General features: G+C 59.3%; 22 protein-coding genes. 3 read left to right on the top strand and 19 right to left on the bottom strand.

The window, feature by feature from the left end; genetic code table 11:
- Positions 1 to 98 precede the first annotated feature (98 nt).
- From GX515_04505 to GX515_04420, 18 genes are all read right to left on the bottom strand, one after another.
- The gene (locus tag GX515_04505; GenBank protein HHY32278.1) at positions 99 to 407 is read right to left on the bottom strand and encodes a EutN/CcmL family microcompartment protein; all 309 of its coding nucleotides are present in this window, start codon (positions 405 to 407) and stop codon (positions 99 to 101) included.
- A gap of 149 nt (positions 408 to 556) precedes the next feature.
- Positions 557 to 856 carry an ethanolamine utilization microcompartment protein EutM gene (gene eutM / locus GX515_04500; protein HHY32277.1) on the bottom strand — a complete coding sequence of 100 codons (300 nt, stop codon included), beginning with the start codon at positions 854 to 856 and terminating at the stop codon, positions 557 to 559.
- 22 nt (positions 857 to 878) lie between these two features.
- Positions 879 to 1,295 carry a hypothetical protein gene (locus tag GX515_04495; GenBank protein HHY32276.1) on the bottom strand — a complete coding sequence of 139 codons (417 nt, stop codon included), beginning with the start codon at positions 1,293 to 1,295 and terminating at the stop codon, positions 879 to 881.
- A gap of 15 nt (positions 1,296 to 1,310) precedes the next feature.
- Positions 1,311 to 1,859, bottom strand: a complete 549-nt coding sequence (locus GX515_04490) for a BMC domain-containing protein (GenBank protein HHY32275.1) — start codon at positions 1,857 to 1,859, stop codon at positions 1,311 to 1,313.
- Between the two features lie 100 nt (positions 1,860 to 1,959).
- Positions 1,960 to 2,724, bottom strand: coding sequence for a phosphate propanoyltransferase (locus tag GX515_04485; protein ID HHY32274.1), 765 nt, complete (start codon positions 2,722 to 2,724; stop codon positions 1,960 to 1,962).
- 63 nt (positions 2,725 to 2,787) lie between these two features.
- Positions 2,788 to 3,063 carry a BMC domain-containing protein gene (locus GX515_04480; GenBank protein HHY32273.1) on the bottom strand — a complete coding sequence of 92 codons (276 nt, stop codon included), beginning with the start codon at positions 3,061 to 3,063 and terminating at the stop codon, positions 2,788 to 2,790.
- Positions 3,064 to 3,358: 295 nt separating this feature from the next.
- Positions 3,359 to 5,224, bottom strand: coding sequence for an acetaldehyde dehydrogenase (acetylating) (locus GX515_04475; protein ID HHY32272.1), 1,866 nt, complete (start codon positions 5,222 to 5,224; stop codon positions 3,359 to 3,361).
- Positions 5,225 to 5,279: 55 nt separating this feature from the next.
- Entirely contained in the window at positions 5,280 to 6,254 is a 975-nt protein-coding gene (locus GX515_04470; protein ID HHY32271.1) for a sugar-binding transcriptional regulator, read from the bottom strand.
- 345 nt (positions 6,255 to 6,599) lie between these two features.
- Entirely contained in the window at positions 6,600 to 7,550 is a 951-nt protein-coding gene (locus tag GX515_04465; GenBank protein HHY32270.1) for a sugar-binding transcriptional regulator, read from the bottom strand.
- Positions 7,541 to 8,581 (bottom strand): sugar-binding transcriptional regulator, encoded by a 1,041-nt coding sequence (locus tag GX515_04460; GenBank protein HHY32269.1) that lies wholly within the window; start codon positions 8,579 to 8,581, stop codon positions 7,541 to 7,543. Before GX515_04460 ends, GX515_04465 begins: the two co-directional genes overlap by 10 nt.
- Positions 8,582 to 8,853: 272 nt before the next feature.
- Positions 8,854 to 10,353: a glycerol kinase GlpK gene (gene glpK, locus GX515_04455; GenBank protein HHY32268.1), complete on the bottom strand. Its 1,500-nt coding sequence runs from the start codon at positions 10,351 to 10,353 to the stop codon at positions 8,854 to 8,856.
- Positions 10,354 to 10,387: 34 nt separating this feature from the next.
- Positions 10,388 to 11,422 (bottom strand): alcohol dehydrogenase catalytic domain-containing protein, encoded by a 1,035-nt coding sequence (locus GX515_04450; GenBank protein ID HHY32267.1) that lies wholly within the window; start codon positions 11,420 to 11,422, stop codon positions 10,388 to 10,390.
- Between the two features lie 387 nt (positions 11,423 to 11,809).
- A complete protein-coding gene (locus GX515_04445) occupies positions 11,810 to 12,559 on the bottom strand; it encodes an SDR family oxidoreductase (protein ID HHY32266.1) in 750 nt (249 codons plus the stop codon).
- Positions 12,560 to 12,750: 191 nt separating this feature from the next.
- On the bottom strand, positions 12,751 to 13,704 hold the full coding sequence (locus GX515_04440) for an ABC transporter permease (protein HHY32265.1): 954 nt from the start codon (positions 13,702 to 13,704) through the stop codon (positions 12,751 to 12,753).
- Between the two features lie 19 nt (positions 13,705 to 13,723).
- On the bottom strand, positions 13,724 to 14,698 hold the full coding sequence (locus GX515_04435; GenBank protein HHY32264.1) for an ABC transporter permease: 975 nt from the start codon (positions 14,696 to 14,698) through the stop codon (positions 13,724 to 13,726).
- Positions 14,695 to 16,227 (bottom strand): sugar ABC transporter ATP-binding protein, encoded by a 1,533-nt coding sequence (locus GX515_04430; GenBank protein HHY32263.1) that lies wholly within the window; start codon positions 16,225 to 16,227, stop codon positions 14,695 to 14,697. The genes GX515_04435 and GX515_04430 overlap by 4 nt, the downstream gene beginning before the upstream one ends.
- A 214-nt stretch (positions 16,228 to 16,441) precedes the next feature.
- Positions 16,442 to 17,785 carry a sugar ABC transporter substrate-binding protein gene (locus GX515_04425; protein ID HHY32262.1) on the bottom strand — a complete coding sequence of 448 codons (1,344 nt, stop codon included), beginning with the start codon at positions 17,783 to 17,785 and terminating at the stop codon, positions 16,442 to 16,444.
- Positions 17,786 to 18,175: 390 nt separating this feature from the next.
- Complete coding sequence (locus tag GX515_04420; GenBank protein ID HHY32261.1) at positions 18,176 to 19,237, bottom strand: galactitol-1-phosphate 5-dehydrogenase; 1,062 nt, start codon at positions 19,235 to 19,237, stop codon at positions 18,176 to 18,178.
- A gap of 394 nt (positions 19,238 to 19,631) precedes the next feature.
- On the opposite strand from GX515_04420, the gene GX515_04415 reads away from it, so the two are divergent.
- Both GX515_04415 and aroH read left to right on the top strand, forming a co-directional pair.
- A complete protein-coding gene (locus GX515_04415) occupies positions 19,632 to 20,099 on the top strand; it encodes a hut operon positive regulator HutP (GenBank protein ID HHY32260.1) in 468 nt (155 codons plus the stop codon).
- 548 nt (positions 20,100 to 20,647) lie between these two features.
- The gene (aroH, locus tag GX515_04410) at positions 20,648 to 21,178 is read left to right on the top strand and encodes a chorismate mutase (protein HHY32259.1); all 531 of its coding nucleotides are present in this window, start codon (positions 20,648 to 20,650) and stop codon (positions 21,176 to 21,178) included.
- Positions 21,179 to 21,189: 11 nt separating this feature from the next.
- Here aroH and GX515_04405 read toward each other — a convergent pair whose 3' ends face one another.
- Positions 21,190 to 21,327, bottom strand: a complete 138-nt coding sequence (locus GX515_04405) for a hypothetical protein (GenBank protein ID HHY32258.1) — start codon at positions 21,325 to 21,327, stop codon at positions 21,190 to 21,192.
- A gap of 23 nt (positions 21,328 to 21,350) precedes the next feature.
- Here GX515_04405 and aroF point away from each other — a divergent pair, with 23 nt between their 5' ends.
- A complete protein-coding gene (gene aroF, locus GX515_04400; GenBank protein HHY32257.1) occupies positions 21,351 to 22,424 on the top strand; it encodes a 3-deoxy-7-phosphoheptulonate synthase in 1,074 nt (357 codons plus the stop codon).
- The last annotated feature ends 97 nt before the right edge of the window (positions 22,425 to 22,521 follow it).

The raw sequence follows: 22,521 nt of genomic DNA, 5'->3' as shown, positions 1-22,521 counted from the left end.
TGTCGCTCGCGCCTTTTGGCGCTCCCGCCCCGGTCACGTGAGCCGTCTGGCGACGCCTGTCCTCGGGCCGCACCCGCCGGAGGGGGCCTGCCGCCGCGTCAGCTCTCGTCGACTTGGCTCTTTCGGTAGACGATCTTGCCGCCCATCTCGATGGAGTCCACGATCGCCATTATGACCGCGTCTACCGGCGTGTTCTGTGTCCTGGACGTCTGGCGGGCCGAGCTTCCGCTCACGACGAGCACGATCTCGCCCTCGCCCGCTCCGACTGTATCTATCGCTACGAGTGGTTTCCCATCCGGGGACTGGTCGGCCAGGGATATGGGCTCAACGACTTGGAGCTTCGAACCGACGAGTTTCTCGTCTTTTCTCGTGCAAACCACGGTGCCCACCACTCTGCAGGCGATCAAGGAGATTCCCCCTCTCAGCTCAACCGGGCTACACTCATGTGGGAGTGGGCCCGCGTGCCCTCGACGTCACCGGGCGCGACCGCACAGTCGCAGATTCATTGCGGAACCGGCAGCCGTCGTCGCGCCCGGTCCCGGAGGTCGGCAGAGCCCTACTGGCCCTTCTCCTTTTTCGTCTCCGGCAGGGAAATGGGCAACTTGCCCTCGAGATCGAAGTGCGGTCTCGGAATGACATGCACCGACACGACCTCGCCGATCTTGGCGGCCGCCGCCGCACCGGCCTCGCAGGCCGACTTGCATGCCGCCACTTCTCCCCTCACCAGGACAGTCACATACCCGCCGCCGATCTTTTCCCAGCCTACGAGCCTAACATTGGCCGCCTTAACCATGGCATCAGCGGCCTCTATCATCGCGACGAGCCCTCTGGTCTCAATCATTCCCAGAGCTTCCATGGCCACTTGGGTTCACCCCCTTTCACCGGTCCTGCGACGTAATCCCTGATAGCCCACCCGACACCCCAACCGCATAACCTAATCGGAGCAATACGGCAATCAAAACCCTGCCAAGAGTCTCCCTAGTGGCATGAGGCCCCAGCTTCGCCGCGGCAGCCCGAAGTATTCGTTCCATGACCTCATGCACGTCCGCGTCCGGTCGCCACTGCCACTGTGCCTCGAGCAAACCGGCGTTCATTTTGGAGTTCCGTCGCACGCCAACTTCCATCCCGGCATCTGCAACCCCGAAGACGCCCTCGCCGGTTGTCCCGACCAATGCGATCCCATTATCCTTGGCGTAATCCCTGGCCGCGGGAGTCACGATCGCGCCCCGGGGCACGAGGACCCTCGAGGCTGGAGCGAGTCTTTTCAGTTCAGCCTCGGTGATCACCGCACGCACTCGAGCACCCCCGTTTCACAGCAGAGCCGCGACGAGCTCCTTCGCCGGCGACGGGATCACCACGCGAGAGACCAAAAGCCCTTTCGCACTTGCATCGGCGCTGCCCGCGCTCACTGCTGCCTGCACCGCGCCCACGTCTCCCGTAAGGGTGACGAAGCACTTGCCGCCAAGCCCGATGGCGAGCCTCAACTCGATGGCCTCAACCGCCGCAGCTTTGAGAGCAGCGTCAGCCGCGACTATGGCGGATGCGACCGTGAAGGTCTCGATTACGCCGAGCGCCTTCACCTCCCGCACGTCGGACGTCGCGGTTATGGCGGGAAACACGCCTGGATGCACGTTTGGCAGGACGAACTCGTCCACTACCGATTCGGCGCCGACGGCAGTCCCCGCCGCGATCGAGCTTTTCACCGCGCCCACGTCCCCGGATACAAGGGTGGTGAACTTTCCGGGACAGGTGGGCCGCGCCAGCAAGAGCTCGACGTCGGCCGCTTTGACCATGGCGTCGGTTCCTTCTATGCCTTTGGTCACATTGGCGAATTCCACGAGACCTATCGCTAGACCCACTGGGCTTACCCCTCCAGAGCCGTTTCGAGGCTCAAATCATCTCGTCTCTTTCACGTCTTTTGGGGCCGCCGTGCTTCTCACGAGCGCCATCGTCGTGCGGCTATCTTGGCACCCGGCCCGTCCCGACGACCCTGACCATGTCGCTGTTTCGCAGAAGCGCCGCGTTGGCCTCGTCGGTATCGACGTGCATCTCGAGCCGAAAGTCTTCCCTCACCCTCACCAGCACGCCCCTGAACACCAGGCCCCGCGTCCCCGCAACCTCCACCTCCACGTGGTCGCCATCCCGGAGGCCCCACGAAGACGCCTCTTGTGGCCTCATATGGATGTGGCGAGTCGCGATGATCGCGCCTTCTTTAAGGTTCACAGCACCGGCCGGGCCAACTAGGGTTATGGGAGCCGATCCGTCAAGGTCGCCCGAGTCACGGACCGGCGGAGAGATTCCTAATATGTACCCGTCGGTTCGGCTTATCTCCACTTGGGTTCTCGACCGTAACGGGCCCAAGACCCTCACGCTCGGGATGCTCCCTTTAGGCCCGACGAGGGCGACCATCTCTTTCGCAACATACTGGCCTGGCTGTGATAAATCTCGTAGCTTGGAAAGGCCGCTCTTGGCGCTCTCAGCCCCGAACAACGTCTCGAAATCTTGCGCACACAGATGCACGTGGCGGTTTGAGACACCTACCGGCACGAACAACTCGCCTCGTCGCCGTTCTACGTCGCCACGCCCTTGGGCGAAAAGTGGATCACCACCTGGGCCGGGCACCGGTCCGGGCTGTAGCGGCTGTAGCCCGGGAACGGCAAAGCCCCTCGCCTCAAGCTCCCTCACACACTTTGCTATGAGGTCGTCAATCGAGCCGTAGTCCATCTCCACCTGCCTCCACCGCCCGACACCGGCTCCGGGCTCTCTCGGCCGGCGATGGGCCAGGCCTTACACCCTCGGAAGGATTGCGTCGACGTCCGTGTGAGGTCTCGGGATGACGTGCACGCTCACGAGCTCTCCAACCTTCGCAGCAGCGGCTGCGCCCGCGTCTGTCGCAGCCTTCACCGCGCCTACGTCGCCCCTGACCATGACCGTTACATACCCGCCGCCGATGTACTCCTTGCCGATGAGCACGACGTTTGCCGCCTTAACCATCGCATCGGCCGCCTCGATGGCCCCCACGAGGCCCTTGGTCTCAACCATCCCCAGTGCGTCCTGAACCACCGCTCCTGCCCCCTTGTCACAACTTGCCACGGTGTGCGTTCCCACCTGCGGTTCCGCCTAACCGGGCCTAGACCAAGTATCAGACTATACCTTTTCCCCTCACCCGTTCTCCTCACCCGCCGGCCCTCGCCTCTTCGCCATTGCGCCCCGGGCCCTGCCCGGCATCATGGTCATCATGCGAACACCGCGGGTACCATGCTGTGGCAGCTGTGGCTACTGTATCGCAGCCGTCATTTGGCTCGCTTGGCGTCGCGCGCTTGGCGGCCGTGACGTTGCGATCGTCACCGGCACGGTTTCAACTCCCTTTCTCACGATTCAACTCAGAAAGGAACCTGTCGACCACCGCCCTGATGTCTTCATCCGTAACAAGCCTGGTTTGATGGGCTTGCCTGCTGGAAGGCAGGTCGCTCGCTACCTGTCCTCGTCCGCCTCCCGCCTCGGTCGCAGCGGCCGTGCTTGTCACGCTCGCAGCGCCCGCCGCGCGGTAGGCCACACCGGGCTCTCCGCCAAGTTCGGTCGCTCCTCTTCCAGGGCTCCTGCTGGAGCCCCCACCCGTGTCGCGAGCCGAGAAAGGAGTGGTCACCGGCTTGTCGATGGCAGCCGCTGGTCCAATTATGGTAGGAACCGGCCTTCGCTGGGCGAACGCCGCTTGCGCCTGCCCCGCAGTTCCGTATGATTGGCCACCTCCAACGCCTGACCAGCGCGTGCCTTCGCCGGCGGTCGGACGGACGCCGGGCCTGGGAAGCCTGCAGGTCACCTCCGCGCCCGCAGCTCCTACAAGCATCTCTTCATAAAGCCGTTCGGCTTCCTCGGAGTCGAGGCCGTACGCCACGCGCTTCACGTTGACAAGGTGCAACGGCCCGACATTGTCCGCAGTGATGCTGCCGCCCCACGTTCCGCAACCGAGCGTCAACGCGGGCTCGAGGCCGGTCGTCGCACCGATGGCTCCTTGCGAGGAAGGAGTGTTGACGAGTATCCTGAACACTGGCTTCTTCATGGCGAATTCCCTAATGACGACCGGATTTCGCGAGTGAATGACCAACGTGTGGCCCATGCCGCCGAACTCCAGGATCTCGATGCATCGTTCGCAAGCGGCCTGCCAGTCAGGCTCGACGTAGAAGGCAAGTATGGGACTGAGCTTCTCTCTAGAAAGGGGGTATTGAGGCCCCACTCCGGAAAGCCGGGCAACAAGAACGCGCGTCCCGTCGGGCACGGCAAGCCCTGCCATCTTGGCTATCGTTACCGCGCTTCTTCCGACGATCGCCGGGTTGATACCGCCTCCTGACGTCACCACGATCTTTGAGAGCGCCGCGGCCTCTGAATCAGTCAGTAAGTACCCACCCTGGGCTTTGATCTCTCCTAGGACCTTGTCCTCGATGACCGACTCGGTCACTATTGCCTGCTCGGACGCGCAAATCGTGCCGTTATCGAAAGTCTTGCTCGAGAAGATGTCGGCGACGGCCCTCTTTATGTCGGCCGTACACTCGATGAACGCCGGCACGTTGCCGGGACCGACGCCGTAAGCGGGCTTACCCGCGCTGTATGCCGCCTTCACCATGGCCGATCCCCCGGTGGCCAGGATCAAGGCCGTGTCTGGATGGCGCATGAGTTCATCCGTGGCCTGCTTCGTCGGATGAACGAGACACTGAATCGCCCCCCTGGGCGCGCCAGCCGCTGCGGCCGCGTCGGCCATCACCTGGGCCGCCTGACAACTGCACCTGCAGGCCGAAGGGTGCGGGCTGAATACGATGGGATTCCGGGATTTGAGGCTTATCAGGCTCTTGTATATTACGGTGGACGTAGGGTTCGTCGACGGGACAAGAGCGACGATGACGCCCGCAGGCTCGGCTATCTCCGCGACCTTCCGGGACCCGTCGCACCGTATGACACCTACTGTACGGAGATCGCGAATGGCCTCGTACACGCGTTCGGACGCAAAGAGGTTCTTTGTGACCTTGTCTTCATAGACCCCGAAACCTGTTTCTTCGACCGCCATTTTCGCAAGGGCGCGCGCGTGCGCACGCCCCGCGTCCGCCATTTTCGCGACGATGCGGTCAACCTGCTCCTGAGAGAAAGACGCCAGCTTCACGCGGGCCTCGGCAGCACGACGAACCGCGTCTCGCGCCTCCTGAATCGACTCAAGGTCCGTGTCAAGCGCCATTCCCGTCTCACCTCGCCCTCCACGCAAGTGAGTCTGAGTCTATATGTGGGAAAGACTACACCTCGAGCAGTTGTTGCGCCGTTGACTCGTCAGTGACGAGCACGTTTGCGAACCGGCCGCGCAAAGCCCCCCTTATTCCCGCGACCTTCTGCGGGCCGCCCGCCACCGCCACGGCAAAGTCCTTCCGCGTAAAGTCCTGGAGCTCCAAACCGATCGTTCTCGTGTTTAACGACTCGTCGCAAATGGACCCGTCCTCGGAAAAGAACCGGGAACACAGGTCTCCGACAGCACCCGCGGCCACCAGTGAATCCATCTCCTCTGGAGAGAAGTAACCTGCCTGGACGAGCAGAGAGGATCTGTCGGGATGCCCGATGGAGAAAACCGCGATCGAAGCCGACTTGCCCATCTCAAGAACCTTCGCGACATTCCGCTCGGCCAGGAGCGCCTCTTTCACTTCTTCGTGAGCAACAATGGCCGGCACATTTAGGAAAAAGGGGGTGGCCGCGAAGGCCCTGGCGAACAGGACAGCTATCTCGTTGCCGTGGATAAGCGCCTCTCCTTCTCCCGACAGCGTTCCTTCGAGCTGGACAACGCTTACGTCTTTTCGTCTTAGCGGCCGCAGCGCCCGGGCCACTTGCAGCATTGTAGTCCCACCACACACACCGATGACCGCGCCGTCCCGGACGATCTCTCTCAGAAACCTGGCGGCAGCCTGGGCCAGGTGCCAAGCCAATGGGGCCCGGCTCGAACGGGGGACAGGGCAGACGATAGCCTTCTTCAACCCGTACTTCGTCTGAAGCTCTTGGGCGAGCAGGGATTCCTCCCTGAACGGGTCCGCAATGGTAACCTGTACAATGCCTGCCTCTCTCGCTCTCGTCAGCATTCTCGAGATACGACTACGTGATAGGCCGACGCGCTCCGCGATCTCCTGCTGGTCGAGTCCGTATTCGTAGTACATTCGCGCTATTTGAATGAGGAGTTTGGCGTCGTCGTGAGCAGCATTCACTTGTGCACGGTCATCGCCGTCCATCCTCTTTCCCACTCCAATCTAGGCCGTACGAGGCTAACCGCTGCCCGCGCCGGTGTCTCTAATACGCAGCCTCTGCGTCGCTCGCAGCACGACAGGACACCCGGTACGCGTAACCACATCCACGTCAGTCGCTTGACGGCCTGACGTCAGGCCGACTCACCACGACAACCCGGGACAGCCAAGAACCCACTGGCTGCACACACGTGCCCGTGCTAGCACATATGTGCTCACCGATTCACATTCGCCATTCGCGCGCCAACTCCTTCAACAAAACCAGAATCCCAGGCGGCATTTGCGGTTCATTTGCAGTTGGCTTCCAACGCGTGTAACCGTTCCCCACGCCGCTCAAACGAGACGCATCATCTCAAGGGCCGCAAGCTCATCCACGATAAGCGTGTTCACGTAGCCGCCCCTCGCCGCACCGACAATGCCTCTGGCCTTGTGGGCACCTGCGGCGACGCCGATGGAGTGTGCCTTGTCCCGGAGATCGGAGAGGCCAATCCCTATCGTACGAGCGTCAAGGTCCGGGTCAATGATCTCACCATTGGCACCGAAGTACCTGGAGCATACGTCCCCTACAGCTCCACGCGCAACAAGCTCCGCTATCTCCTGAACCGTAACATAGCCCGATTCCACCAAGATCGAGCGCGCATCGGGGAAGCCTATGCTGAAGACAGCGATCTCAGCGCGTCTCGCCAGGTCTATGGCAAGGCTGATAGCTGGATCCGCCAAGAGTTGGGAGGACAGGGCCTTGCTGTGTGTGACCGCTGGAACGGGCAACGAGTACGCCTCGGCAGAGTACGCCTGGGCGAAGTTCATTAGGATGGTCGCGGCGTTCTCGTGGGTGCGGCTTGAGCGTGCGTTGCCGTTCAATTGCACGACCTTTACACCCGAAAGCTTCCGGGGGATCAAGCGCTTCGCCACTTCGTACATGGTTGTACCCCACGAGACGGCTATTATGCTGCCGTCACGAACGATGCTGTCGAGGTACAAGGCTGCTGCGTCGCTCACGGCTCGCTTGGCTTCTTCATCGTCATTGTCCTCGGTATTGGGCACCACTACCACATGACGCAATCCGAACAGTTGTCGGATTATCTCCGCCCTCTCCCTGCAGACCTCCTCTGGATCAAAAACCTCTATCTGGACGAGGCGCCTAGCCCGAGCCCTAGAGAGACACCTAGATACAACCGAACGCGAGACGCCCAGCAACTCGGCGATCTCGGCTTGGGTGAGCTCGTCCCCGTAGTACAGCCGAGCCACTCTCCCACAAAACTCGTCGCTGTCCACTATGCCCATCGCGAAGTCCCTCCGCCGCGGAGTAAGTCACCATCAAGCTCTGCGTTCGCCTGGACGTCCGTCGGCGTGAGCATTCCGTTTTTGGTCAGCTCCTCAAGACCGGAAGCCGTCATCTCATCCGTGATCAGGACATCAGCGTAGCCAGCACGAAGGGCCCCGAGGATACCGGCTAGCTTTTGTCTCCCGCCGGCAACAAGGATCTTGAGAGGAATCGCCGCAAGGTCCGAGAGGCAAAGGCCCAGCGTTCGTCTATCAAGCTCCGGATCGCAGATCCTGCCTTGGCTGTCGAAGAACCGGGAACAAATGTCCCCCACCGCCCCGTAGGTCTGTAGACGCCTCATGTCGTTCGCCGTAAGGTAACCTGCCGCCACCAGCACGCACGCGGGGTCCACAACACCCACGGTGAAGATAGCCACGTCGCACCCTCGTGCGGCTTCGAGCGCCTCAGTGATAGACACATCCTTCATGAGAGCTTCGCTGAGGGCCGGGTCTCCAACAATGGCCGGTGCGGGAAACAAGACTGCTTTGGCACCGAGCTTGCCAGCGATCATCTCAAGCACCTGCGCTCCCAGATATGAAGCTCCGCCCTGGCCAACACTACCGTTGAGCTGTACCACCGAGACTCCAGGTACTCTGCGAGCTCTAAGCTTCAGTGCCACCTCGAGCAGCGTGGTCCCCCAAGAGACGCCCACCATTTGACCGGGCTGAATCACCTCGGCGATGTAGGCCGCAGCGGCAGCACCGAGTCTTTCCTTGAGTCTTGCCTCCGAACCACTGCCGATCTTGGGAATGAGAACCACGTCTTTGAGACCGTATGTCAGTCGCAATCCTTTGGCCTCAGCGGAGCCTTCGCGATTGAAGCTCGTAAACGATATCGTAACGATCCCCCTGCGCCTGGCTTCCGCAAGCATTCGCGACACGCTGGACCGTGACGTCCCACAAGACAAGGCGATCTCCTGTTCGGACAAATTCTCCTCGTAGTACAGCTTCGCCACGCGGACGAGTTCGCGGAGACGCGAGAGATTGCTCAAGGTCAATACACCGCCAACAACAGAACTCCGAGATTGCACCCTTCCCTGAACCGAACACACGTCATACCATACAGGAACCTCGCAACCACGGCGTAAATCAACACGGATTCGCGCGTTATCGTACGCACAGGAGTGGGCTATGCGGCCAAGCCTCACCGTTCCTCTGGGGTTCACCCCAGAACGACGCGATCACACACCGCCCCATCGCGCACTGGTCGAAACCGCGCCTTGATCGCGTGGCAAAGCGGGTCGGCCCCACGGCATCGCATACATCATGACTTCGGAGCCCACTCCCGAGCTCTGCCCACGGCACGCTGCCATCCGCTGTACAGTTCCTCGCGCCGAGACTCCGACATTGTGGGCTGGAAAACCTTGTCGCACTTCCATAGCCTCGAGATCTCTTGCCTCGACTTCCACACCCCGGAGGCAAGTCCCGCGAGATAGGCAGCCCCTTGGGCCGCCATCTCCATGTTGGCTGCCCTTTCCACGGGGATGCCGAGGATATCTGCCTGAAACTGCATTAGGAACTCGTTCTTCGTGGCCCCTCCGTCGACCCTCAAGGATCGCACCGGCTGGCCCAGGTCCCTCGCCATTGCGTCCACGCAATCTCGAGTCTGGTAAGCGATGGACTCAAGGGTCGCACGCGCCAGGTGTTGCGCGGTCGTGCCTCTCGTAAGGCCGACTATGGTTCCGCGGGCGTACATGTCCCAATATGGGGCGCAAAGTCCAACGAACGCGGGGACGAAATACACCCCGCCGGTGTCGTCGACCGCTCGCGCCAGCGCTTCGGTTTCAGAGGCGTCCTTTATTATCTTCAGACCGTCTCTGAGCCATTGGACAGCCGCGCCTCCGATGAAGACGACCCCTTCGAGCGAATACTCGGTGCTTCCGTTGACGGACCATGCCAGGTCGGTCGTCAAGCCGCTCTTCGATCTCACTGGGTTGGCCCCCGTGTTCATCATAACAGCGAGCGCTGTGCCGTAGGTGTTCTTGACCATTCCCGCCTCAAAGCACGTCTGGCCGAAGAGCGCTGCCTGCTGGTCTCCCGCTACCCCCGATATTGGGGTACCGGCCAAGGCCCCCCATTCCCTTGACACCTCACCGAAAACGTGGCTTGAACCGTACACGGATGGTAGTATATCCGCTGGAATATCGAGGAGGTCAAGCAGATCGCTGTCCCACTCGCGTGTGTAGATGTTGAATAGCATTGTTCTCGACGCGTTTGACACATCGGTTGCGTGTATCCGGCCTCCGCTCAAGTTCCACATGAGCCACGAATCGACGTTGCCGACGGCCAGGCGCCCTTGAGCGACTAGGCTCTGTGCCTCTGGAATGTTGTCCAGAATCCACCGGATTTTCGTCGCGGAGAAATAGGCATCTATCGGCAAACCGGTTTTATCCAGAACAGTCGCGCTAGCACCTTGGGCAATCAAGCGCTCGCAATACGGAGCCGTGCGCCTGCACTGCCACACAATAGCGTTGCATATGGGTTCACCAGTTTGTTTATCCCACGCGATGGTAGTCTCTCGTTGGTTAGTGATGCCCACCCCTTCAATATGCAGATCCTCACCGCACCTGTCAAGCACGGCGAACACACACTCTTTCACAGATGAGACGTATTCCTTGGGGTCGTGCTCCACCCAACCGGGGTGCGGAAACAACTGCCTGATCTCCTTGTATGCTCTTGCCCTCACATTTCCTTCTTCGTCAAAGACCACGGCTCTGCTGCCCGTTGTTCCCTGATCGATCGCTAAGATGGCTTTCCAAGGCACTCTTTCTCCCTCCAATCGGCGTGAAGTCCCTCACTCAGTGTAACTTCACCGCGATTTTCATCTCCGTGGCGGAAACCGCCGCGTCAAACGCCTCGCGAATCCGATCCAACGGTTCGACACGGGTCAGAAGCTTCTCCGATGGAATGACGCGCGATGCAAGAAGCTGTACCGACAATCGATTCTGCAACACCGTTGATGCGTGGGAGCCAGTCACATGTATTTGCTTGTAATGAATCAAATTCGTGTCAAGAGAGGCCGTTTTCCCCGGGGGAAGGCCCCCGAAGAGAAGAACCCGGCCGCGGCGGGCACACATCTGTAACGCCTGGCCCTGGGCCTCAGAAGACGGGCAAGCCACTATGACCACATCCGCCCCGGCCCCGCCCGTGATCTCAAGCACCGAACTCACGGGCTCATCGCTTTCTGAGCAAAGTACCTCTGTGGCCCCCAGTTCCTTGGCGACCCCAAGCCGGTCACGCACCTTGTCTATGACTACGACCTTAAGGGCTCCTCGAAGCCTCGCTAGCAGCGTATGCATGCACCCAATTGGCCCCGCTCCTATCACCACAACCGAGTCGCCCAACCTGATACCAACCTGGTCCTGTCCATTTATACAGCATGCAAGCGGTTCCGCCAGCGTCGCATGTTCAGGTGCCAGCCCCTCCGGAACCTTAATGAGATTGAAGCGGGCTCGAGCCGGTACCACCATGTACTCGGCAAACCCGCCATCGCAGTCCAACCCTAGCGTGCGCAGTCTTTCGCACATGTTCGGGGCTCCTGACTGACAATCTCTGCAGTACCCACAGCCAACCGCAGGCGCGACGATAACTCTGTCGCCAACTCTAGGACCATCGTTCATACCTGCAGAGATCTCACGGACTATGCCGCACACTTCGTGCCCCAGGACACGAGGAGGAGTCACCGTGGAACTCCCGTTCAGGAACGTCCGAACGTCGGTTCCGCAGATAGCACACGCCTCCACTTCCAGGAGAATGTCGTCGCCCTCGATGGCCGGAACGGGCTGTTCCTCCACACGAATGTCGCGGACCCCGTAATAAACCGCTGCCTTCACGTCAGACCACTCCTCGCAGCCGCGCCATGCTCGGGACAAGCCCTGCAACCCGCTCGCGCGGTTCGGTCTCTATCCGTTCCTGCAGTTGCCTGCCCAAAAGCTGGAGCACTAGGCCGTCAAACGTACTTGTTGCACCTCACGAGGAGGCTTAATCCCGCCGGACTGTCGTGAGCCAGATCGTCGGTAGTTCACAACGTTAGGAAGCATCCGGGAGGGACCAACGACCTCCCGGATGCGCCTTCCTTACCTTGCGTCGAGTCATGCTGTTCGCCCGGACCCTGACGGTCCCGCCCAGCTAGAACCAGCGCGCGTTCACCACTCCTGAGGGCTCTGCAAAGACGAGTCCCGCATCACAGACCGCCGAGCGACGTGGGTGAGCGTTCAGATTCAAATCATGGACAGCCCGCCATCCACCACCACACTTTGACCTGTGCACCAGTCGGATTCCTCCGATGCTAGGAAGAGCACAGAGCCTACCTGATCCTCAGGCTGTCCGAGCCTTCCAAGCGGGATATTGCTTTCCAGCGCCTTTCTCGTCACGGGGTCTTGGAGGGCTGCCTTGCCAAGAGGAGTCAAGGTCGTGCCAGGGCAGATGGCATTGACGTTTATCCCGTACTGGCCCAGTTCGACAGCCATTGCCCTCGTCAACGAGAGCACTGCGCCCTTTGATGCGCTGTACGCAGCATGGTTCGGCTCACCTACGATGGCCGCCTTCGACGAGACGTTCACTATCTTCCCTTTTCGCTGTTTTATCATGATGGGAACAACCGCCTGAGACACTCGGACAACCCCCATGATGTTGACCTCAAACATGCGCCTCCAGGCATCCTCGGTCTCCTCCCAAAAGGCACCGCCTGTGTGAGCGCCCGCGTTGTTCACCAACACGTCGATTCGCCCGAACCGCTGCATGACAGCATCGACCATTCGTTTGACATCGTCCCGGGACGAAACATCCGTCCGGATAAACATGCCCGTGCCAGGTCCTTGATTTATCTCACGCTCGACCGCCCTGCCAGTCTCCTCGTTGATGTCCACGATCACAACATGAGCACCTTCGCGTGCGAAGCCCTTGCAGAAAGCCTCACCCAGCCCTTGACCTCCGCCTGTCACGATCGCGACCTTGTCCTTCAACCTCATCTAGAACCCCTCCCATACGTTGCAGTTTAAGCCTACGGGGCAGAGCACACCCTGAGACGTTCCATCAAAAAGGCTCTACGCCCTTCTTCCTCAGATAGCGCCCGCGCAGCCGCAACCTGGATTTGTCACTGCCGCCTCACGTGAAAGGTCGACCGCGCTGCAACTGACAGACCGCCGGCTGTCGTACTACTTCATTTGATGATGCTTACCATGGTTCTGTCTGTCGTTACTATGCTCATGCCTATTGCGATCAGGGCCAAGGTCAGCAGTTGGATGTCACGACCGATCGCGAGCGTCGACATCCCAGCCTGAATCCAAGTGATGAGTATCACCCCGATCACTGTCCTGTGCGGACCGCCGATACCTCCCGTGAGGGCCGTCCCACCGGCAACGACGCTAGCGAAAAGCGGTATGATCATGTCCGCACCGATCTCTATGGACCCCCCTCCGAATTGTGCCATATACAAGACCCCCGCCAGTCCCGCAAGAAAGCCGCTAATCGTAAACACGCACAGCCGGTGCTTCGCCACGTTTATTCCACACAACGCAGCGGCGGTGGGGTTTCCTCCGATGGCATAGATACGGCGCCCAAACGGCGTGCACAGCGCCACGAACGTGCATATGATCCAGATCCCCACAGCCCAGTAGAACACTGATGGCAGGCCCGCGAAAAACGTCACGGAGAGGGATCGGAAAGCCCTGTTGGTGATCACATGCAGGAAACCTCTCGAAAGATACAGCGATATCCCGTCGACGACGACAGAGATACCGAGTGTCGCTAGAAAAGACGGCACTTTGAACTTTACGAACAGGAGCCCGTTTATGAACCCACACCCGGCGCATACAAGCACAGCCACAGGAATCACCCAGAGCCCGATGCTATCGATATACAAGGCGCACAGCAGAGCAGCGAGTTTTAGCAGGCTAACCACTGAAAAATCGAAGGAACCCATCATGATCACGAAAGTCAGGCCACACGCCGCTATCAGAAAATAGGACATCGCATATACTAGGGTGATTCTTCCCTGGTGGCTGAGAAAGAAGGGATTGATCGCCTGGAAGATGCCTATAACAGCTATCGCTGCGACTACCGCGATGACGATCCCCGTGTTCTTTCGGAGCCATTCCGGAATTGAAACGGTCATTACGCCTGCCTCCTCGCTCTCACGTGACGATGACGCTTCTTAGTTCTCGAGACGCAATAACAACCGAAACGACTAGAAGCAAACCGGTGAGCAATTGCAGGACTTCCGGGCTCAGAAACGAGATGTACAGTCCACGGTACAGAACGACATACGTCAATGCGCCCAGGATTGTCCTGTCCGGGCCCCCGCTACCTCCCGTCAGCAAGGTCCCGCCGAGGACTATCGCAACAAGTGGCGAGACCATGGTGTTCAAGTTGAGCGCTAGGGGCACTGACCCCCCTAGATGTTGGAACTGGATTACGGATCCCAAACCCGTGAAAAGGCCGCTTATCGTGAAGGCCAAGATCTTATACCTCTGAACGTCTATCCCGGCTAGCTGCGCCCCCTCTTCATTCGACCCGATGGCGTAAAGATACGTGCCCACCTTGGTGCTCCTCATGATGAACACAGCGGCGCCTATCAGCGGGACCGTCCATACCAGTTCGGTCGGCACGTACGGTATCAGTGGGGCCGTTATGAATTCATAACCCCGAACGATCCTTGGGTAACCGCCCGACAGAAGAGATGTAAGCCCCGAGTACGCCACCAGTAGACTCAAAGTGAGTATAAAAGAAGGTATCTTCGCCTTGACTTGTATGACTCCGACCAGCCAGCCGGTGACGACTCCGAGAACCGGGATCACGAGGATGGCGGCGGGTCCGAGTGTCGGCGTCAACCGCCACAAGACAATGCCGCCGAGCATCCAGATGCCTATGTAGGTCAAATCCATCGATCCCATCGCCGCCACGATGGATGGACCCAGCGCGAACAGCATGATCGTCACAAACTGGCTCACTATGGAGGAGATATTGAGATAGGTGAGAAAGCGATCAGGAAAACAAATGGAAAACGCCACAGATATCACGATGAGTATGAGAACCACGGGTTGTTTCTTGACAGACCCCAGAAGATAACGAGCCCGCCCGTTTTTCGCGCCATTGCTGAATGACTTCACGTTGACATCGCCTCTGTAAACTCCCTACTGTCAACCTCGCGTTGGAGCCGTCCGTTCTTGATGAGTACGACTCTATCGCACAAGATCGAGTACTCCTTTGGGTCGTCGCTCACAAGCAACATTGACATCCCTCTGCTCTTCATCTCCTTGAGGGCTTCATAGATGTCTTTCCTTGCGCCCACATCGATTCCGATCGTGGGGTCCTCAAGGAGGAGTATGTCAGGATTTCTCTCAAACCATCTCCCCGCAGACACCTTTTGCTTGTTGCCGCCGCTCAGTGAACGACAATTGGCGTTAACGTCGCGCGTCCTTATCTTTAGTCTTGCAGTGATTCTCTCTGCCATTTGCCTCTCAGCGTTGAAGTTGATGATCCTGCCGCGTCGCCTCAGTACCTTGTCGATGTTCACTATTGAGATGTTTTCCTTGACAGGCCAATTGAAGAATAGCTGCCTTTCTATTTCACCGGAGAAATACCCGACACCTCTCGTCAACCTAACATGAGGCTCCTCACCTGCTCTAGCGACCTCTCCTTTGACCATCAGAGTCCCGCTGTCGAAGCTCATGAGGCCTGCTATCGTCTTGACTATCTCGCTCTTCCCTGAGCCCGCCGGACCGAAGATGCCGATGCACTCTCCCTTATGAAGCTCCAGAGAAACGTCGTAATAGCTCCCTCTTTTCGTGAGGCTCCTCGTCTCCAAGACCACTTCTTCGCCAGGGACAGCTGGGCCCTCGTCCCGAGCGGCATGCTCGAATGACGTCTTGCCTACTATGGCCTTGAAAAGGTCCTCCTCTGTGACGCTCTCGCGAGACAAATCATAGTGAGCGACCAGGCTGCCGTCGCGCAGCACATAAACCCGGTCAGTGAACTCCAGCACCTCATGCATCATATGGGAAACCAGGATGAACGAGGTGGTCTTTTTCATGTCAAGGATATATGAGAATAGCCCCTGACGTTCTTCTATGGTTAACGGCGCGGTCGGCTCGTCGAGTATGACAACCGATGCGGCATGATCATTGCCGTGCTCCAGGCGCAGGCCCAGAATAGCCCGCGCTATCTCGATCATTTTCTGGGTAGACAACGGCAGTTCATACATAAACTGGTCGACATCACAGGTTATATGGAACTCGTCTGTGATCTCCCGCGCGCGTCTTCTCATCTCCGTTGTCGCTAGTCTCGGGAACTTCATGTACTTGTCCTCATGCCCGAGGAACAGGTACTGGTAGACCTTTAAGGCCGGGATCACACCCTTCTCCTGGTAAACTATGGCGACCCCCTTTTTGGCTGCCTCATTGGGGTTCTTCGGAAACGAAGTCCTGGTACCTTTGTAGTACCATTCCCCTGCATCGGGAGGGTATACCCCTACCAAGATCTTCATCAGAGTAGACTTCCCAGCACCATTTTCACCCACAACTCCGACTATCTCGTTTTCGTTGACAGCTATGCTTACACCACGCAGGGCCTGCACGACTCGATCGAAGGTCTTGGCGACGCCCTTGACTTCAAGAACCGGTACCGCCATCCTCATCACCTTATTATCATTCTGTCATTCTGACCCCGTTCGGCCCATCCGCCGACGCACAAAACGGTCTTCCCCCTTGGGGGATGGCCCTCTCTGTCGTGCAGGCCTGATCCACTGAGACCAGTCGACGATCTCTTCAACTTGACGTTGAAGACTCAGAGACGTGCTGCTGGGCCATCCCCCAAGCCGAGGAGCTGGCTACTACCTACATCCTATCCACTACTTATTGCCACACCGGGTCCAGCTTTAGCTCCGACGGGAACCGTTTTGCGTACTGTTCGGCTTGCTGCCACGTGTCTGCCCAGCTGAAATCGAGGAAATACTTAATAACAGCAGCGATGTGTTTCTTGTAGGCTTCGAGGCTCCCGAATTTCTTCAGCTTGGCCGGATAGAAGTAGTCATGCGAACCCAGCTCTGTCCCGGCGCCAGCGTGACGGTCGTACTTCAGACCGAGCTCCTTGCATTTGGCTAGAGACAGCAGCCTGAAGTCGTACGGGTACTTCGGGTCTTTGGACTTCATCTGCTTCAGTATCTTCTCCAGGTTATCCTGGGTCGGGCCGATCTTCAGGTTAGGATGCTTGTCGATACCGGCTTCCTTGGCTAGCTTCTCGAGCTCGCCTGGTCGACCGTAAAGGTCTATCGTGCCGGACTGGAGCATCTCGTCAGGCATGGGATACCACTCGCCAACGCACATGTCATAGAGCATCGGAACAAGCCTTCCGCCAAAGTACGGAATGGCAAATCCCGCCGTGACGAGGAAGTTGCCGCTCAAGATCTCCTGTGCCGTGGTCATCTCCATGTCCCTGGAGGCGGTGAACGGCCCAATCCGTAGCCCGCGATCCTCAAGTGCCCTCAGGGCACCCATGGTCACAGAGTCGTTGGCCCCCCACAGGCCCTGGTAGTCTTGTCGCACGGCCAGAGCGGCCTCAGCAGCCTTGCGTCCTTCCTCGTAGTTCCATTCACCGAATTGATGGCCCAGAACTTGCATTTCAGGGAACATCTTCCATGCCTGGAAGACTCCCAGGTTAATCAAGGCCGTCGAGATCGTCGCGTTTGTCTTGCTCGCCTGGATATGGAGCAGCTTGGTCTTCCCATTATCCTTCATTTTCTGGAAGAGGAGAACCAGTGGCAGGAATGTCTGCTCGTCAGAAAGTGGTGTATTGTCAATTACCCAGTAGGGTCCAAAGTCCCCGGGGAACACATCTCCGGTGACACCGAAGTATGTCGCCATGAATACTTTGTTCTCATTACAAATCTGAGCGAGCTTCGGTATAACAGATACGGACGGACAGTTGTAAATTATCGCCTTTGCCCCAGCAGCTATCATGCTTTGTGTCTGTTCGATCCACGCTGCGTCGGACTCGGCAAGCGCCCCTTTGAACCGCAAGCCGAGTTGCTCGCAGGCCTGCTCGATGGCCTGGTAAACCATCATTGCATATTCCTGCGACAGGTGGAAGGTGATGTGGCCTATGAGGAAGTGCTCCCCCGGTTCGGCGTTCTTGTACTTCTGCGCCAGTTCACGTCTCTGCTTTTCCACATCTTGCCCAGCCACCACGCCACCAAACATCGCGATGGAAAGCAACGCCACAACCACGGTCAGAACCAAAAGGCGTGAAAACGTGGTTCTCACTACTTGACCCTCCTTTTAGCTAGAGTGTGCAGTGCGCTTCTCATCAGGACCGACGACACAAAGACCTCTCTCACCCCCCTTGAGCGGCACCCCGATACTGCGGTCCGGGCTGCGTGCCGAACCCCGCACAACCAACTGTCGCGGTACGGACCGGTGTCTTCTTGCTAAAGTAATCTGCGTTACGCTCAAATGGTGTCGTGATGGGCTGTGCTTGACGGGCACAGCTCATAAGCGCAAACGTCTCACGGCATTCCCGGCCCACTCAACTGCAGGGGGAGCTGGTGCCGAGAAAGCGCCGGTGCTCGAGTCGGCCGCTCAGCAATTATCTCATGTTTCGCCCCCTGCATGCGGTAGGAACAACACCTTTCCGTGCACCATATGCCCATTCCAGATATCATCGAAGACCTTTGGAACGTCGATCAACGGATATCGGTGGGTTATGAACGGCTTCGCAACGATTTTGCCTTGGCCCATAAAGCACAGCGTCGTCTTCCAGTCATCCTCATACGGCAGGGTGACGTCGCCTGAGTTCCAAGATCCGAACACGGAGATCTCCCGCCGCATGACCCTATCCACCGCAGCCTCCGACAGCTCGAGCCCCGCGTGAGATATGCCGCAAAACACCACGGAACCCAGTTTCGACGCGATGAGACATCCCTGATGTTGTGTCTGCGGGACTCCCGCTGTCTCGATGACACGGTTGATTCCCTTCCCAGATGTTATCTGGTTAACCATTGCGACAGGGTCATCCTTTCGGGCATTCACACATATGTCGGCACCCAGCCTTCGGGCGATTTCCAGCTTTTCATCATAGATGTCAACCGCCATCACCATGATCGCGCCCACGAGTTTTGCCCACTGGACCGCGAAAAGCCCAATCGGACCCACCCCGAGAACTGCCACGGTATCTCCAACGGTGATGCCTGCCTTCCTAACCGCGTGCAGGGCCACCGCAGCGGGATCGCTCGTAGCGGCGGTTTCGAAATCGACGCTGTCAGGGATGACGAGCACGTTCTCGGCGCGGGTCTTCATGTACTGTGCAAACGCCCCATCTGTCCGCGAACCGATGTAATCGTATTGGTCGCACAGATTGTATTGCCCGGCCCTGCAGTAACCACAGGAGCCACAGGGAATCAGCGGGATCGCGGTGACCCGCTCCCCAGGCGACAGGCCCTTAACTCCCGAACCCGTTGCAGCGATTTCGCCAGCAAACTCGTGCCCAATTGTAAGAGGATACGAGTAGGTCCCGGTCGACATGGCGCGCGGCGGATCCGAACCACATATGCCCGCGGCCATCACCTTGATGAGAACCTCCCTTTCCCCCACTTCAGGGACAGGGACCTCCTCTACACGAATGTCACCAGGAGCATACAAGCGCGCTGCTAGCATTGTGTTTGGAATCACTCTCGCGCCCCCTTTGAAGACCCACGCCCGTGGGAGTGTCTCTGATGTAAAATGCTAGTTCGGGCTGAGTTCAGTTCATGGTAGTTAACTGCCGGGTAACCGGCCTATCTCTATAGCACATATGTGCATCGCCATTGAGCATTTGTTCTATGACAATTATTCGCGCTCCGCAGCCAAACTCCTCCTTCTGAAGGAGAAAAATCATTCAACTTCCAACTCCAGCCAGGTAGGCTTGGTCATGCTTTTGACTGCGTAAGGTGATCGATGTAGAATGTCCATAGACGGTCGCGCACGCGCCGAGGCGTTTTCGGACGGGCGGGCCTGCGGCCGCGTTCCGTCTGTCACGCCGCGTTTTCGGCTTGGAAGGTGGTGCCTGCGGATGCAGGGATCGGATTCTTATCACGGGAACGAGCACGAGAAGGCCCGCCCGAGCGCCGCAGCGGCGAGGGCAGCGGTGCAGATCGCGATGTCAACGTCGCGTGATCAGGAACGCGACATGAAACGCGCCTTCCTGGACGCAGGGATAAGGGCAGCAGCCGTGGACATTGGCGGGCCCTTCATTCAATCCATCGCACGCACCGTCGAAAACGTCCTCGTCGCGGCGAAACGCGAGGGCGTCATACAATCGTCGCATCCGCACGAGGGAGCCGTGACAGGCGCGGCGCGTGAAGCGCTCGCCCAACTCATGCCGAGGGCAGCCGGCTTCAACGTCGGAGGCAAGGTCGGTGTAGCCCGGTGTGGTGAGCACTTGTCAGTGGCGGTCTTCCTTGAGATCGGCCTCCTCCACCTCGACGACGTTGGGCTCGCGGTGGCGCACAGAGCCGTGCCAGCCGCTGATGCGGGCTAAAACAGGAAAGGGCTTGCACAGGCGGCAGAGTGGTGCTATACTTCCTTTTAACAAGCCGTCGGGCAGGCGCGGGCAGGACGGTGGGATCGGCGGAACGCCTGAGAAAGCGGCAGCACGTGGCGCCTGTTTGGTGAGGCTTGCGGCACAAGACGTGTCACGAACAAGTACATATGCTTCGGCAGGACGGTAGTACGGTAGGGGAGATCATCGCACGTAGGACAGCATCGGGAGCCAGGACGGCCATCAAGGCCGGCTCGCTCCGGAGTCTGCGCGTAAGGTCGGCCTCGACTTGATAGGGCCGGATGTATGCGAGGGCTACCCCCACACGGGTGGCCCTTTTTGTATCACCCGCTCGGCGGGTTGATTCGGGATCGTGATCTCCGCACTCGGGAGCCCGCACCTCCGTGGCTCCACGCCTTTTCCGATTCGAATCCTGCCTCCGTCCAAGCCTCCGTTCGCGTCTTGTGCCACGCTCGCACACTCGTATATTCACGTTCTTGCCCGCGCTTCAAACCTCCAACAGGAGGGATGTCGTGTTGGATTCCGACATCTTCGCAATCCGAGGGGCCGTCGCCCCCGTCGCAAACAGCAGGGACGGCGTGTTTCAGGCCACGACCGAGCTCCTCGACGCCATCGTCGCCCGAAACCACCTCGAGCTCGAGAACGTCGTGTTCGCATTCTTCACCGTCACCCCGGACCTCGATGCTGCATTTCCCGCTGCAGCCGCGAGGGCCCTGGGATGGAGCTCGGTCCCGATGATGTGCGCGGTGGAGATCCCGGTGAAGGCTGCGCTTCGGGCGTGCATAAGGGTGCTTTTGCTGTGCCGGGCTCGTGCGTCGGGCGGCTCGAAGAGAGAGGGGCCGCTTCGCACACCTCTCGCGCAGTCGTGCCCGCGCTGTGGCGGCCGCTGTCCCATGCCCCTTGCGCGCAGGCTCGTCGATGGGCGCAGGCGTCGCCGTCACAGAAATTCCCTCGTCTCCGGTGCAGTGGGGGTGACGCGTTCACGCCCAACCCACGTTTACCTGGGCGAGGCCGCTGCTCTCCGGCCCGACTTAAGTACCGTGCCACGGGACACCTGAGCTGTCCCACACTATGCCGCCATGGACCGATTGAGGTCCTCATCAAGAGCGTCGGCGCCATCGTCATCACCGGGATCCCTTACGGCGATCACGCCGCCGCCACGCATAGGCATGGGATTCCGCGCGTTTTCGAGGGAATCAGTAATCACAAGGCCTCCAGGGGGAGAGAGACATGGTAGTCGTTATGAGACAGAAAGCAACGGAAGATGAGATCCAGGGCGTCGTGCGAATGGCACAAAACGCGGGTCTCCAAGTCCATATCTCCCGAGGTGAGGAGCGCACGATAGTTGGGCTCATAGGCGACGTGCGCCGCCTCGACCCAGATACAGTCGCGTTTCTGCCGGGGGTGGAGAGAGTGGTGCGGATCCTGCAACCGTTCAAGCTCGCGAGCAGGGAATTCATGCAGACGAGAAGCGCTGTTTCGGTCGGGGGCGTGCTCTTCGGCGGCGAGACTAACGAGGTTCCTGTGATCGCCGGCCCGTGCGCCGTCGAAAGCGAGGAATCGATGATGCGCATCGCGCGCCTCGTGGCCAACGCGGGAGCGACCGTCCTCCGCGGCGGAGCGTTCAAGCCGCGCACGTCGCCATATTCCTTCCAAGGGCTTGGCGAGCCCGGGCTCCGCATCCTCGCAAAGGCGCGGGAGCAGACGGGCTTGCCCGTGGTCACCGAGGTCGTGTCGCCTCAGGATGTTGAGCTCGTGGGCGCATACGCGGACGCCCTCCAGATAGGCTCCAGGAACATGCACAACTATGTGCTCCTTCACGAAGTCGGACGCCAGCCGAAGCCCGTGGTTCTCAAGCGGGGGATGATGTCCTCGATCGACGAGTGGCTGATGGCTGCGGAGTACGTTCTATCGGCGGGGAACAACAACGTGATCCTGTGCGAGCGCGGCATACGTACTTTCGAGACGTCCACCAGGAATACCCTTGACCTCTCGGCGGTCGCTGTAGTGAAAAAGCTGAGCCATCTTCCTGTCATAGTAGACCCCAGCCACGCAACAGGACGCGCGGACATGGTCGTCCCCATGGCGATGGCTGCCGTGGCATGCGGAGCCGACGGGCTCATGGTCGAGGTACACGATGACCCTGCGTCGGCCCTCTCGGACGGGCCGCAGTCACTTACGCCAGACGCTTTCGCTTCCATGATGCGCAGTCTCAAGCCTGTGGCTGAAGCCGTTGGGCGCCGGATCGCCTTGCCCTCCGTATGTGAGGCTTCACCCGGGCGCGGGGCGGCGGGCAAACCCTGAATGGCGAGAGAACCCGAACGGCAAGGCTAATGCATTTGGACGATGGCCCCTCTCTGAAGGCAAGCGCGGAATCGTAGCGGGCTACCTAATCTTGCGA

The sequence above is a fragment of the Bacillota bacterium genome, assembly GCA_012842395.1.
Taxonomy (GTDB): domain Bacteria; phylum Bacillota; class SHA-98; order UBA4971; family UBA4971; genus UBA6256.
This window is presented reverse-complemented; position numbering and strand designations above follow the sequence as displayed.